This is a genomic window from Paraburkholderia solisilvae, from assembly GCF_902859875.1.
Lineage (GTDB): Bacteria > Pseudomonadota > Gammaproteobacteria > Burkholderiales > Burkholderiaceae > Paraburkholderia > Paraburkholderia solisilvae.
Genome location: NZ_CADIKF010000018.1, coordinates 107,973 through 121,311, shown reverse-complemented (window position 1 = coordinate 121,311; position 13,339 = coordinate 107,973). Strand labels below are relative to the sequence as shown.

Genomic DNA, 13,339 nt, shown 5'->3' with positions numbered 1-13,339 from the left:
GATCGCGCTGGAAGACGAATATTTCGTGTCGCGCAAGCTGTATCCGAACGTCGACTTCTACTCGGGCATCGTGCAACGCGCGCTGGGCATTCCGACGTCGATGTTCACCTGTATCTTCTCGATGGCGCGCACGGTGGGCTGGATCGCGCAGTGGAACGAGATGATTGCGGATCCGGAGCAGAAGATCGGCCGTCCGCGCCAGCTCTTTATCGGCGAAACGCCGCGCGAAGCGAAGCCGCTCGCGAAGCGCTAAGCGGAGCGGGTCGCGCGCTTGTCTGGCGAGTCGCGGCTCAGGCGCCGCGCCGATGCCGGAATACATGAACACACGCCTCAACGGTTATTCGCCGTTGAGGCGTTGTTCATTTGCGGATCGAAAGAACGCGTACGGCCTGCGCGTTGGCCTGCCAGCGACCGAAGTCAACCAGCCGGTACGTGCCGCGGTTTTCGCCTGCGCCGACCGTCACAAGCCGGCGGGGTTGTCCCGAGCCGACATCGACGATCGAACCGGTTACCACGGGTTCATGCGGACCGACGAGCGTTGACAGGTCCGACACGCCGAACCCGCGATGCCGGTCCGCGCTTCGCGCGACGAGCATGTAGCGCGGCGCTGCACGCTGCGAGTGCGACGCATCGAGTCCGGCCGTCAGATCGAACAGCTCGATCAGTTCGCCGCGCCACGCGACGAGCATGGCCACATGGTCCGCTTCGCCGAGCTTCGTGACCTGCTGTGGAAATTCGGTGATTTCGGCGATGTCTTCGGTATGGCATGCGAGTTGTTCGTCGCCGACGCGAAACACGATCAATCCGGCGCTGCGGCCACTCGCGCCGTGCGTCGGGCCGGACGAATAGCGTCGGTCTTCGACCGGTTGATCGAGGCCGAGATCGCCGTGGCGCAGCGCAAGCACATCCTCCGAATCGGCGAGCGCGACGGTGTCGACGATTAACGCATGACGCCCCGTCTCGAGCGCGCAGCTGCCGGAGAAAAGCCGCGGCTGCGCGAGTGCCGTTGCGGCGAGGGGCTTGATCTGTGCCGCGCCCAGCGTCGAGAGGTCCACGAGTTCATCGACCAGCACCCCCATCGGCAGGCCGTTGAGTTCGAGCACCATGAACACCGCGTCGTTGCCCGTCTGCGCCTGAGGCAGGCCAAGCAACGACGACATCGACAGTACCGCGACGTTCCGTTCACGCCAGAGCGCCACGCCGAGAAACTGGCGATTCTCGGGCAGCGGTTGACGCAGCACAGGCATCGGTTCGATCGAACGGATGTCTTTCGCGTCGATACCCAGCAGCAACGCGCCGCTGCGCACCAGCGCGTATTGACGGCTGCCCGCGGCAGCTCGCACGGTCTCGCGCACGTCGCGCGGCGCGCCGGCGTCTTCGTTGCGCAATCCGGCAACCCCCGGCAGCGCCGTCAGCGCTTCGACATCGAGAATCCGCAGTACGTCGCCCGTCTGCGGATCGACGCAACTGACGTGGCATGGACGCGCTTCGCCTGCGCTGCCCTGCAGCGTGCTCAGGCTGTCTGGTTCGACTTCCACCAGCGTGCCGAGCGCATCGACGGCGAGCCCGAAGCGGCAGCCCGCATGCTCTACGATCAGCACGTGCCTTGCGGCATGCGATTCGGGCGTGGCGATGCCGAGTGCGCTGGCCGCGTCGAGCGCCAGCACCAGTTCCTCGCGCAGACGGAACAGCCCCAGCAGATGCTGCGGGCCACGCGGGATTCTGCTGAATGCTTCCGGCACGTCGACAGCTTCCACCATCGACGCAGCTGGAATGCCGAACACCTCCCCGCCGATCACGACTTTGCCGAGCGCGAGACGGCGCGTGGCAGTCGTGCCGCGGCCAACGCCATGCACGCCGGAAGCAAGCGCGCTCATACGCGCACCGGTTTGCCGTCTCGTGCCGCTACGCCCGGCGCCGCGTCGCCGGATTCGCGGCCGACGGAGATCAGCTCCTGCAGAAGGTCGGCCACCGTGCGCGTGGCGACCGCCTGCTGCTCGGTCACTTCGTGAATCGCGCGGATCGTATGCGAAGTCCGGTCCACGCCCGAGCGGATGCGATCGAAGCCTTCGACGGCCTTTGTCGAAGTCTTGCTGCCCACTTCGACGCGCTCGATGGATTCGCCGATCAGACGGTTGATCTGTCGCGTCGCTTCCGACGAGCGCTCCGCGAGCTTGCGCACTTCGCTCGCGACCACCGAAAAGCCATAGCCGTGTTCGCCCGCGCGCGCGGCCTCGATCGCCGCGTTGAACGCGAGCATGTTGGTCTGGCTCGCGAGATCGTCGATCAGCTTCACGATCTCGGTGATCGCGCTGGACGATTTTTCGATCTGACGGATGGCGTCGATCGAATGGTTGAGCACGGCGCCGCCTTCTTCCGCTTCCTGTTGCGTCTCGGTCGCGATCGATGCCGCTTCTTTCGTGCTCGCCGCAATGCCGGTGATCGAGCGCGACAGTTCGGTGATCTTCTCGCTCATCGCGAGCACGTTCGCCTGCACCTTCTGCTCGCGTTCGACTTCAGCGGTGATGTCGGTCGCGAATTTGACGACCTTCACCGGTTTGCCGTCCGCGTCGAAAACCGGGTTGTAGGTGGCCTGCAGCCACACGCGATAACCGTGCTTGCTCACCCGAAGATAGCGGCCCGAATCGAATTCGCCGCGGCCGAGACGCGACCAGAAATCGCGGTAATCGGCCGACGCGACATACGCAGGTTCGCAGAACATCTTGTGATGCTGGCCGACGATTTCGCGTTCGAGATAGCCCATGGTGTTCAGGAAATTCTGGTTCGCCTTGAGGACGACGCCGGTCAGATCGAATTCGATCGTCGCGTTGGCGCGATCCATCGCAGCGAGCTGGCTTTCCTGCTCTGCCGCGCGGAACTTGTACTGCGTGATGTCGGTCGCGAACTTCACGACCTTGATCAGACGGCCTTCGCCATCGAAGACCGGGTTGTATGACGCCTGGATCCAGCGCTCGCCCCCGTTTTTCGCGATTCGTCGATATTGGCCCGCATCGTGTTCGCCCCGGCCGAGTTTCTCCCAGAAGACTCTGTATGCGTCGCTGCTCGTATAGGAGGACTCGCAGAACATCCGATGGTGCTGTCCGTTGATCTCGTCGAGCGCGTATCCCATCAGCGTCAGGAAACCCGCATTCGCATCGAGCACGAAGCCGCGCAGATCGAACTCGGCGACGGCCTGGACCCGGTCGATGGCAGCCACCTTGCCGGCATGATCGTCGGCCCGCTGACGACCTTCCGTCATGTCCGACGCGACCTTGACGACCTTCTGCAACTCGCCCGCGGCGTCCATGATCGGCGTGTAGGTCGCGTGCATCCACACTTTGCGACCGTCTTTCGCGATTCGGCGGAATTCGCCGTGGACGGTCTTGCCCGCTTTCAGGTCGAGCCAGAACTGGCGGTATTCGGCGCTCGCCGCGTAGTCCGCGGCGCAGAGCAGGCGGTGATGCTGGCCGATCAGTTCGTTTTCGGGGAACCCCATCAGTTCGAGGAACCGCATGTTGGCACGTCTAACAAAGCCTGCCGCGTCGAACACGATCACCGCGCGTTCCCGTTCTATTGCCGTCCAGAGCGCGGGCAAGTCGCTTTCGAGGTGGCCGGTTTCCGGCGCGGCAGTCGCATAATTTTGGTCGTTCATGTTCCGTTGAGTCGAAGGATTGACGCAGTGTCTCGCTATCGAGCGGTATGCTTGTTGTATCGACCGTATTCGGAATAAATAAAGTGCTGCCGAGCTAAATTCGTCGCGCAAACGTTTTATTTCTGATTGTATTTTTTCATCGTCCGGATAAGCCTAATACCGGAATGGGCGCTTAATTCGCATCAGGTTTTTCGTCTGAAGAATTTGCGTTTGCACTGCCGGGTGGCCGCGATACAGGTACCGGAACTACCAGCCAAGCTACTGTTTTTTATCGGGTTTTTCCGGTTTGTGCGCGCATCCGGTACGCACTGCGTGGCATAATGCCCCGACCCACAGCAATGTAGTCACAACGTCCCCGCATACCATGGCACAGACTCTCTACGACAAATTGTGGAACAGCCACGTCGTCCACACCGAAGAAGACGGCACGGCGCTGCTCTATATCGACCGTCACCTGCTGCATGAAGTCACCAGTCCGCAGGCCTTCGAAGGTCTGAAGCTGGCCCAGCGTCCGGTGTGGCGCATCAGCGCGAACCTGGCGGTGTCCGATCACAACGTGCCCACTACCGACCGCAGTCACGGCATCGCGGACCCGGTGTCGAAGCTGCAGGTGGATACGCTCGATGCGAACTGCGATTCGTTCGGTATCACGCAGTTCAAGATGAATGACATGCGGCAGGGCATCGTGCACATCATCGGGCCCGAGCAGGGCGCGACGCTGCCCGGCATGACGATCGTCTGCGGCGACTCGCACACGTCGACGCACGGCGCGTTCGGCGCGCTTGCGCATGGCATCGGCACGTCGGAAGTCGAGCACGTGCTCGCCACCCAGACGCTGTTGCAGAAGAAGAGCAAGAACATGCTGGTGAGAGTCGAAGGCGCGCTGCCGCGCGGCTGTACCGCGAAAGACATCGTGCTCGCGATCATCGGCAAGATCGGCACCGCGGGCGGCACCGGTTATGCGATCGAATTCGGCGGTTCGACGATTCGCGCGCTGTCGATGGAAGGCCGGATGACGGTCTGCAACATGGCGATCGAAGCCGGCGCGCGCGCCGGCATGGTCGCGGTCGACGACACCACCATCGAGTACCTGAAAGACCGGCCGTTCACGCCGTCGGGCGCCGAATGGGAGCAGGCGGTCACCTACTGGAAGCAGTTCAAGTCCGACCCGGACGCGCATTTCGACCGCGTCGTCGAACTGAACGCCGCGCAGATCGTGCCGCAAGTCACGTGGGGCACGTCGCCGGAAATGGTGACGTCGATCGACGGGCGCGTGCCGGACCCGGAACGCGAGAAAGATCCGGTCAAGCGTAGTGCGATGGAGCGCGCACTGCAGTACATGGCGCTCGAACCGAACCTGCCGATCGAATCGATCAAGCCGGACAAGATCTTTATCGGCTCGTGCACGAACGCGCGCATCGAAGATCTGCGCGCGGCTGCGTGGGTCGTGCGGAAGCTCGGCCGCCGCGTCGCGGCGAACGTCCGTCTCGCGATGGTCGTGCCGGGCTCGGGCCTCGTGAAAGCGCAAGCGGAACGCGAGGGTCTCGACAAGGTGTTCACCGATGCCGGTTTCGAATGGCGCGAGCCGGGCTGCTCGATGTGCCTCGCGATGAATTCGGACCGGCTGGAGCCGGGCGAGCGTTGCGCGTCGACGTCGAACCGCAACTTCGAAGGCCGCCAGGGTGCGGGCGGGCGTACGCACCTCGTCAGTCCCGCGATGGCCGCCGCGGCCGCGATCGAGGGGCATTTCGTCGATATTCGCAAGCTGGGTTGAACAGCATGATGAATCGTCGCTTGAACACCGCGCTGCTGCGCCCGGTCGCACGGGTTGCGCTGGCAGGACTGCTGCTCGGTCTGGCCGGCTGCAATACCTTCAACGGCATGGGCCAGGACCTGAGCGCGACCGGTAGGGCGATCAGCAACGCGGCGAAGTGAAGCAGCGTCGCGTTTGCATGAATACTTGATCTAAACACCGGCCTCGCGGTGCGCAGGCAACGCTTGCGCGCACGCGGTTCCGGCTCTGAACAGGCATAAGCGTCATGGACAAATTCACCGTACACACCGGCCTCGTCGCGCCGCTCGATCGCGAGAACGTCGATACGGACGCGATCATTCCGAAGCAGTTCCTGAAGTCGATCAAGCGCAGCGGCTTCGGCCCGAACGCGTTCGACGAATGGCGATATCTCGACCACGGCGAACCGGGCATGGACAACACGAAGCGCCCGCTGAATCCGGACTTCGTGTTGAACCAGCCGCGCTACCAGGGCGCGTCGGTACTGCTCGCCCGGCAGAACTTCGGCTGCGGCAGCTCGCGCGAGCATGCGCCGTGGGCGTTGCAGCAATACGGCTTTCGCGCGCTGATCGCGCCGAGCTTCGCCGACATCTTCTATAACAACTGCTTCAAGAACGGCCTGTTGCCGATCGTGCTGACCGAGCAGCAGGTCGATCATCTGTTCAACGAGACCTTCGCGTTCACCGGCTTCCAGCTGACCATCGACCTCGACGCGCAGGTGGTCCGCACAGCCGACGGCAGCGCCGAGTACAAGTTCGAGGTGGACGCGTTCCGCCGGTACTGCCTGCTGAACGGCTTCGACGACATCGGGCTCACGCTGCGTCAGGCGGACAAGATTCGCCAGTTCGAAGCGGAGCGTCTGGCGAAGCAGCCTTGGCTTGGGCACCGCATCGTCGGCTGAGCGGGCGGTTCGCTTTGCCGCTTTTTGCATGCGGGACGAAAATCTGCGTGATACGTCTCGCCACACACGAATAAGGAAACACGCATGAAGATTGCTGTCTTGCCCGGCGATGGTATTGGTCCGGAAATCGTCAAGGAAGCCGTGAAGGTGCTGAACAGGCTCGGCGAGAAGTTCGAGCTTGAAGAAGCGCCGGTCGGCGGCGCCGGCTACGAAGCGGCCGGCCATCCGCTGCCCGACGCGACGCTCAAGCTCGCGAAAGAAGCCGATGCGATTCTGTTCGGCGCGGTCGGCGACTGGAAGTACGACAAGCTCGAGCGCGCGCTGCGCCCCGAGCAGGCCATTCTCGGCTTGCGCAAGCATCTGCAGCTGTTCGCGAATTTCCGTCCGGCGATCTGCTATGAGCAGTTGACGGGCGCGTCGTCGCTCAAAGCCGAAATCGTCGCGGGCCTCGACATCCTGATCGTGCGCGAACTGAATGGCGATATTTACTTCGGCGCGCCGCGCGGCGTGCGCGAGGCGCCGGACGGCCCGTTCGCCGGTGCGAAGGAGGGCTTCGACACGATGCGTTATTCGGAGCCCGAAGTGCGCCGCATCGCGCATGTCGCGTTTCAGGCGGCGCAAAAGCGCGGCAAGAAGCTGTGCTCGGTCGACAAGGCGAACGTGCTCGAAACGTCGCAGCTGTGGAAGGACGTGATGATCGACGTCGCGAAGGAATACGCGGACGTCGAGCTGTCGCATATGTACGTCGACAACGCGGCGATGCAGCTCGTGAAGGCGCCGAAGTCGTTCGACGTGATCGTCACCGGCAATATGTTCGGCGACATTCTGTCCGACGAGGCTGCGATGCTGACCGGCTCGATCGGCATGCTGCCGTCGGCGTCGCTCGACAAGAACAACAAGGGCTTGTACGAGCCATCGCACGGCTCGGCGCCGGATATCGCGGGCAAGGGCGTCGCGAACCCGCTCGCGACCATCCTGTCGGCCGCGATGATGCTGCGCTATTCGCTGAACAAGGCGGAGCAGGCGGAGCGCATCGAAAACGCGGTGAAGAAGGTGCTCGAGCAGGGCTTGCGCACCGGCGACATCGTAACGCCCGGTTGCAAGCAGGTCGGCACTGCGGCGATGGGCGACGCGGTCGTCGCTGCGCTGTAACGCGAAGCGCGGGCGGGCGGCGCCGCTTCGGCCGGCGCTCGCCCGCGCGTGCAGACCAGTAGCGAATGAAAGCGTAAGAATCGCACGAATGAGGCCCTTTTGAGCATCGTTCGTGCCTGAAACAGGCGGAAACCCGCCAAATCACGATTTTCGTGTAAACTCACGCGATGGCGCAGATTTCTCAAATCATGTCGGTCTCGAACAAGCACGGCGAAACAGCCCGTGTGACCGAACTCGCCATTGCCATCGAAGCGCTCATTAAAGCGCTCATTAAAGCGATTACCCCGAAAACGATCACGAAAAGCTGATCGTCCGCCGTGCCCGCCCGTCTTCCCCGCGCGGTCACGCCGGGCAAAGTTGCGGGGAAGCGTCCACTCCAAGGGTATGAAGTCATGAACGTAGGTCTCGTAGGTTGGCGCGGCATGGTCGGCAGCGTCCTGATGCAACGGATGCAGCAGGAGCGCGATTTCGATCTGATCGAACCGGTGTTTTTCAGCACCAGCAATGCGGGCGGCAATGCACCGTCGTTCGCCAAAAACGAGACCCGGCTCAAAGACGCGAACAGCATCGACGACCTGAAGAAGTGCGATGCGATCATCTCCTGCCAGGGCGGCGACTATACGAACGAGGTGTTCCCGAAGCTGCGCGCGGCAGGCTGGAACGGCTACTGGATCGACGCGGCGTCGGCGCTGCGCATGAAGGACGACGCGGTCATCATCCTCGACCCGGTCAACCTCGAGGTGATCAAGAACGCGCTCGTGAAAGGGCAGAAAAACTTCATCGGCGGCAACTGCACGGTGAGCCTGATGCTGATGGCGTTGGGCGGCCTGTTCCGCGAGAACCTGATCGACTGGATGACCGCGATGACGTACCAGGCCGCATCGGGCGCGGGAGCGCAGAATATGCGCGAACTGCTGCAGCAGATGGGCACGCTGCACGGTGCGGCGCAGGGCGATCTCGCGAATCCCGCATCGGCCATTCTCGATATCGACCGCAAGGTGCTGTCGGCGATGAACAGCGACAGCATGCCGACCCGGCACTTCGGCGTGCCGCTCGCCGGCTCGCTGATTCCGTGGATCGACAAGGATCTCGGCAACGGCATGTCGAAGGAAGAGTGGAAGGGCGGCGCGGAAACCAACAAGATTCTCGGCAAGCCGGCTATGGGCGAGCCGGGTTCGGTGCCCGTCGACGGCCTGTGCGTGCGGATCGGCGCCATGCGCTGCCACTCGCAGGCGCTCACCATCAAGCTGAAGAAGGACGTGCCGCTCGACGAGGTGAACAGCATTCTCGCGTCGGGTAACAACTGGGTGAAGGTGGTGCCGAACGAGCGCGAAGCGTCGATGCGCGATCTGTCGCCGGCGGTCGTGACCGGTACGCTGACGGTGCCGGTCGGCCGTGTGCGCAAGCTGGCGATGGGCGGCGAATATCTGTCCGCGTTCACGGTCGGCGATCAGCTGCTGTGGGGCGCCGCCGAACCGCTGCGTCGTATGCTTCGCATTCTGCTCGACAAGTAAAGTAAACTACGCGCTTCAGACGCGTATAACACTTACAGCAACATAAAGGCGTCGCGATTTTCGCGGCGCTTTTTTCATTGGGCGTTCGACCATCTTGTCTTTGTTCATCGCTAACAGCGCAAACAGGCTTCGGCCATCCGGGCTGCGCGACGACGCGCGCGGAGCTCCGATGATCGCTCGATTTCAATTTCTGCATGCCGCGGCCGTGTTTGACGGCGCGCGATGCCGTGCGGTGACGGCCGCCGTTTTGCTGGTCGCTGCGCAAACGTATGCCGCTCAGGCGTCGGCCGCGAGTCGCGCCGCGGCAAGCGCACCTGCTGTTGCGAGCGCGCCCGTCGCGGCGAGTCAGGTCACCGTGCAAGCGGGACAGTCGCTGAACGACGTCGCGATCGCGATCACGCAATCGCACGATCGCGCGGTGCTGGCTCGTGCCGCACGCGCGATCTTCGATGCGAATCCCAGCGCGTTCATGAAGAACGACCCCAGCCGGATGAAAATCGGTGCGGTGCTCAACGTGCCCGCGCTCGATGCGACGGGGGCGCTGGCGGGGGCGGCTGCATCGTCGGCCGTGGTTGCGACGGCGGCTGCGGCCACGGCCACGGCTTCCGGGGTTGCCGCACCGGCAGGCGCGGCGACGATGACGGGCAACGCCGCGCGTGCGCCTGCAGCCTCGGCGGCAACGGCGGCAACGGCGGGCGCGAGCGCGGCGCAGGAAGCGCGTGAGCAGGCCGGTTCTGCCGCCGCCGGCGTGAGTGCAACGGGGGCGGCCACGGGGGCGGCCACATCGGCAAGCGCGGCAACAGCGGCAGCGGCAACAGGGACAACATCGGCAAGCGCGGTCGCAGCGGCCACATCGGCAAGCGCAGCGACAACGGCGAACGCGGCAAGCACGCCAGCTGCCGCAAGCGCATCCGCCGCGGCGGCCACGCCGGCATCCGCGAGTGCGGCGACGCCGGTATCCGCCGCGTCGCCGGTCGTGCAGGCCGCAGGCGCGAGCGCTTCGCAAGCCGCTGCGGCAAGCAATGGAAACGTATGGTCGGGTTCGATCCAGTCGGCGCCGGGCAGCCAGCCCGCCGCGGGTGCTAGCGGCGCGCAGGCCGCGTCCGCCAGTGCGCCGCAACCTGCGTCGCCGGCACGCGCGCAGGTTTCCAGCCTTCAACAACTGCTCGCGCTGAAAAATCGCGTGCTGATGGAGTTGCAGAAACACGGCATCGGCAGGTCCGCCGGAACGCCACAGGCAGCCAGTGGCGCCGCTGCGTCAAATGGCCTGTCGCCCTCACAGCCTGGCGCATCGCCGGCCACGGGTCCCTCTGCGGCGCGCGCGCATTCGCCGGTCGCGCCGGCGGCGTCCCAGGCGCCCCAACAGTTGTTTGCGCCGACCTTGCTATCGAAGCAGGAATACGTCGGTCTCGCCGCGCTGATCGGCGCCGCGTTGGCCGCGCTGGTTGCGGGGCTCGCGATGCGTCGGCGCAAGCGGAGTGACGCATCGGCGACCGCGACGCTCGCGGCGTCCGCGCAAGACGCGGCGCACGATGGGCAGCCGGCGCCTGCCGTGTCGCTCGATACGGGGCGCCGTGGCGCCAGTGCTTACGATGCGATGGCGAAGGCCGGTGAATCCACCACATCGCATGAGATATCGGCCGACGACGCCGATGATGTGCCGTCGTTGACCGAGCGCGTGCCGTCCGCAGCCGATGACGTCGCGCCGCAACTGCGCCACGCATCGGAGCGGCCGACGAACGCGCCGACGGAGGGCGTCACGCAGACAGCGGGTAGCGGCGCGGGCGCAGCGGCAGCGGCTGGCCTCGCGGCCGCTGCCGCGCTGGATGCCGCGGCGGTACGCGATGAATCTTCCGAATTGACGCGTGAGCGCCACGATCTCGATTCACATGAGCACCACGCCGGCGATCGTGTGCCCATAGGCGAGCCGTTTGCCGCGCCTGCAGATCGCGGCGAACATGGCGAGCCTGAAGAGCCGCCTGCCGCTGAAGCAGATGCTGTTGCGCATGAATCGGCCACGCCTGCGACGCCGGAATTGCCACCGGACATCGCGACGCTGGCTGACGCCGGGATCGACTCCGCACACTCGATAACAGACGCCCCCGCCGACGAACCCGAGGTTCCATCGCCGCCCGTCGAGTCCGTCGAGCCCACCGAACCCACGGCCGACGAAGCGCAGCAGCCGCAACCCGACGAGCCACAGCCGCCGTCGGCCCTGCCGTCGGACCACGAACTGCTCGGCACGGAACCGGACGAAAACCGCGCGACCTTGCCGCAGTTTCCACGCGCCGCGCTCGACGCGTTCGACAGTCTCGACCTGTCGCTGCCGCCGCGCGGCGAAACCGGCGAACCGGTTACGCCGCCGGCGTCGCTCACGACGCAACCCGTCGTCGAGCCCGAGATTACCGCGCAGCAGGCCGTCCCGCCGCATGAGCCGGAGTCGCCGCGCGTCGGCGAGCAGATCGAGGCCGGCACCGCCGGTCATGGCGCAATCGCCGGCATGGGGGCCGCCAAATACGGCCCGCTCGCGCTCGACTTCGACCTGGAACTGCCGGCGAGTCCCGCGCAGCCGCTGCCGACGTTCACGCCGCAGGAACTGGCGCGGATTGCACGCAACAAGCTCGAACTGGCCGCCGAATATATCGAGCTCGGCGATGTCGCCGGCGCGCGGACACTGATCAACGAAGTGATCGAATCCAACGACGCGGCAACCAGCAACGAAGCCCGCGCGATGCTGTCGACACTCGCGCCGCTGTCGTGATGCGTATTGCACTGGGCGTCCAGTATGATGGCGCGGCATTTTACGGCTGGCAGTCGCAGCCGCATGGCAAGACAGTGCAGGACGAACTGGAGCGCGCGCTGCGCGAGTTTGCGCAGACGCCGCTGCAGACGGTGGTCGCCGGCCGGACGGACACCGGCGTGCATGGGCTGGGCCAGGTTGTCCATTTCGACACCGAACTCGAGCGCGCCGAATTCTCGTGGGTGCGCGGCACCAATGCATTCCTGCCGTCGACGGTCGCCGTGCAATGGGCCAAGCCGATGCCGGACACATTCCACGCGCGATTTTCGGCATTCGAGCGCACGTATTACTACGTGCTCTATGTGCATCCGGTGCGCTCGCCGATGTTCGTGGGCCGTGCCGGCTGGATCCATACGCCGCTTGACGTCGACGCGATGCGCGCCGCCGCCGCGTGCCTGATCGGCGAGCATGACTTTTCGGCATTCCGCTCGTCGGAATGCCAGGCGAAGACACCGGTCAAGCATCTGTCTCAGATCGACGTGCGCCGCGACGGCGACTTCATTCACCTGCGGTTTCGCGCGAACGCGTTCCTGCATCACATGGTGCGCAACCTGATGGGCTGCCTCATCGCAATCGGGCGGGGGCGGTATCCTGTCGACTGGCTGGCGGACGTGCTGGCCAGCCGCGAACGCAGCCGCGCGGCGCCGACTTTCATGCCCGACGGCCTGTATCTGGCGCGGGTAGGGTACCCGGACGAATACGCAGTGCCGGCCGCGCCGGTCGGCAGCGTGCCGTGGAGCCACGTCTGGAACGACGACACACCGCCATCATGAACGCAACCTCGAGCCAGCCGGCGAATGCCGGCGCAACCAACGCCGACACCGCGGATTCGACCTGTCCGGGCACCGCGCCGCACCGCACGCGGATCAAGCTGTGCGGACTGTCGAAGCCGTCGGACATCGAATGCGCGGTCGAACTCGGCGCCGACGCAATCGGCTTCGTGTTCTATCCGCCGAGCCCGCGTTCCCTCAGCGTCGCGCAAGCCGTCGAACTGACGCGCAACATACCGCCGTTTCTTTCGGTGGTCGGACTGTTCGTCAACGCGACGCCGGACTGGCTGCGCGAGGTCGTCTGCAACGTGCCGCTCTCGTTGCTGCAATTCCATGGCGACGAGACGCCGGACCAGTGCGAGTCGCTTGCCGGCGTCGCGGGTTTGCCATGGTTGCGCGCACTCCGGGTAGGGCCTGATACTCAACCGGGCGATTTGGTAAAATCGGCCCTCAACTATTCGGCTGCCAGCGGTCTGTTATTCGACACCCATGTCGAGGGCTATGGCGGCGGCGGGAAGGTTTTCGATTGGTCACTTATTCCAGCAGAGCTCGCGCGTCGGGCCGTTTTGAGTGGTGGGTTGAACGCGCAAAACGTCGGTGAAGCGATACGTCGCGTGCGCCCGTACGCGGTCGATGTCTCGAGCGGCATCGAAGTGGTGGGCGCCAAGGGCGTGAAGGACCACGCCCGAATGGCGGCGTTCGTACACGCGGTTCGACAAGCGGACGCTGGATGATTCAGGCCCGGCAAGCGTTCAATG

General features: G+C 64.8%; 12 protein-coding genes. 10 read left to right on the top strand and 2 right to left on the bottom strand.

Going from position 1 to position 13,339, the window contains the following annotated elements:
* A partial coding sequence (locus HV675_RS13530; protein WP_281364052.1) for a citrate/2-methylcitrate synthase occupies positions 1 to 253 on the top strand: 253 nt, incomplete at its 5' end.
* 106 nt (positions 254 to 359) lie between these two features.
* On the opposite strand, the gene HV675_RS13525 is transcribed toward HV675_RS13530, so the two are convergent.
* Positions 360 to 1,877, bottom strand: coding sequence for a chemotaxis protein CheW (locus tag HV675_RS13525; protein WP_175111421.1), 1,518 nt, complete (start codon positions 1,875 to 1,877; stop codon positions 360 to 362).
* Complete coding sequence (locus tag HV675_RS32760) at positions 1,874 to 3,652, bottom strand: methyl-accepting chemotaxis protein (protein ID WP_175111420.1); 1,779 nt, start codon at positions 3,650 to 3,652, stop codon at positions 1,874 to 1,876. The genes HV675_RS13525 and HV675_RS32760 overlap by 4 nt, the downstream gene beginning before the upstream one ends.
* A 364-nt stretch (positions 3,653 to 4,016) precedes the next feature.
* Here HV675_RS32760 and leuC point away from each other — a divergent pair, with 364 nt between their 5' ends.
* From leuC to HV675_RS13475, 9 genes are all read left to right on the top strand, one after another.
* The gene (gene leuC, locus HV675_RS13515) at positions 4,017 to 5,426 is read left to right on the top strand and encodes a 3-isopropylmalate dehydratase large subunit (RefSeq protein WP_175111419.1); all 1,410 of its coding nucleotides are present in this window, start codon (positions 4,017 to 4,019) and stop codon (positions 5,424 to 5,426) included.
* A 5-nt stretch (positions 5,427 to 5,431) separates the two neighbouring features.
* Positions 5,432 to 5,587 carry an entericidin A/B family lipoprotein gene (locus tag HV675_RS13510; RefSeq protein ID WP_425496135.1) on the top strand — a complete coding sequence of 52 codons (156 nt, stop codon included), beginning with the start codon at positions 5,432 to 5,434 and terminating at the stop codon, positions 5,585 to 5,587.
* A gap of 104 nt (positions 5,588 to 5,691) precedes the next feature.
* Positions 5,692 to 6,345 carry a 3-isopropylmalate dehydratase small subunit gene (leuD, locus tag HV675_RS13505; RefSeq protein ID WP_175111418.1) on the top strand — a complete coding sequence of 218 codons (654 nt, stop codon included), beginning with the start codon at positions 5,692 to 5,694 and terminating at the stop codon, positions 6,343 to 6,345.
* A gap of 84 nt (positions 6,346 to 6,429) precedes the next feature.
* Entirely contained in the window at positions 6,430 to 7,497 is a 1,068-nt protein-coding gene (leuB, locus tag HV675_RS13500) for a 3-isopropylmalate dehydrogenase (protein WP_175111417.1), read from the top strand.
* A gap of 167 nt (positions 7,498 to 7,664) precedes the next feature.
* Positions 7,665 to 7,805 (top strand): hypothetical protein, encoded by a 141-nt coding sequence (locus tag HV675_RS13495; protein ID WP_175111416.1) that lies wholly within the window; start codon positions 7,665 to 7,667, stop codon positions 7,803 to 7,805.
* An 84-nt stretch (positions 7,806 to 7,889) separates the two neighbouring features.
* On the top strand, positions 7,890 to 9,011 hold the full coding sequence (gene asd / locus HV675_RS13490; protein WP_175111415.1) for an aspartate-semialdehyde dehydrogenase: 1,122 nt from the start codon (positions 7,890 to 7,892) through the stop codon (positions 9,009 to 9,011).
* Positions 9,012 to 9,180: 169 nt separating this feature from the next.
* Positions 9,181 to 11,772 carry a FimV/HubP family polar landmark protein gene (locus HV675_RS13485; protein WP_175111414.1) on the top strand — a complete coding sequence of 864 codons (2,592 nt, stop codon included), beginning with the start codon at positions 9,181 to 9,183 and terminating at the stop codon, positions 11,770 to 11,772.
* A complete protein-coding gene (gene truA, locus HV675_RS13480) occupies positions 11,772 to 12,584 on the top strand; it encodes a tRNA pseudouridine(38-40) synthase TruA (RefSeq protein WP_175111413.1) in 813 nt (270 codons plus the stop codon). The genes HV675_RS13485 and truA overlap by 1 nt, the downstream gene beginning before the upstream one ends.
* On the top strand, positions 12,581 to 13,315 hold the full coding sequence (locus HV675_RS13475) for a phosphoribosylanthranilate isomerase (protein ID WP_175111412.1): 735 nt from the start codon (positions 12,581 to 12,583) through the stop codon (positions 13,313 to 13,315). Before truA ends, HV675_RS13475 begins: the two co-directional genes overlap by 4 nt.
* The last annotated feature ends 24 nt before the right edge of the window (positions 13,316 to 13,339 follow it).

What these genes read in the sequence shown, in the direction of transcription:
- HV675_RS13525 (WP_175111421.1), bottom strand. Translation starts at nt 1,877, where the DNA reads ATGAGCGCGCTTGCTTCCGGCGTGCATGGCGTTGGCCGCGGCACGACT.
- HV675_RS32760 (WP_175111420.1), bottom strand. Translation starts at nt 3,652, where the DNA reads ATGAACGACCAAAATTATGCGACTGCCGCGCCGGAAACCGGCCACCTC.
- leuC (WP_175111419.1), top strand. Translation starts at nt 4,017, where the DNA reads ATGGCACAGACTCTCTACGACAAATTGTGGAACAGCCACGTCGTCCAC.
- HV675_RS13510 (WP_425496135.1), top strand. Translation starts at nt 5,432, where the DNA reads ATGATGAATCGTCGCTTGAACACCGCGCTGCTGCGCCCGGTCGCACGG.
- leuD (WP_175111418.1), top strand. Translation starts at nt 5,692, where the DNA reads ATGGACAAATTCACCGTACACACCGGCCTCGTCGCGCCGCTCGATCGC.
- leuB (WP_175111417.1), top strand. Translation starts at nt 6,430, where the DNA reads ATGAAGATTGCTGTCTTGCCCGGCGATGGTATTGGTCCGGAAATCGTC.
- HV675_RS13495 (WP_175111416.1), top strand. Translation starts at nt 7,665, where the DNA reads ATGGCGCAGATTTCTCAAATCATGTCGGTCTCGAACAAGCACGGCGAA.
- asd (WP_175111415.1), top strand. Translation starts at nt 7,890, where the DNA reads ATGAACGTAGGTCTCGTAGGTTGGCGCGGCATGGTCGGCAGCGTCCTG.
- HV675_RS13485 (WP_175111414.1), top strand. Translation starts at nt 9,181, where the DNA reads ATGATCGCTCGATTTCAATTTCTGCATGCCGCGGCCGTGTTTGACGGC.
- truA (WP_175111413.1), top strand. Translation starts at nt 11,772, where the DNA reads ATGCGTATTGCACTGGGCGTCCAGTATGATGGCGCGGCATTTTACGGC.
- HV675_RS13475 (WP_175111412.1), top strand. Translation starts at nt 12,581, where the DNA reads ATGAACGCAACCTCGAGCCAGCCGGCGAATGCCGGCGCAACCAACGCC.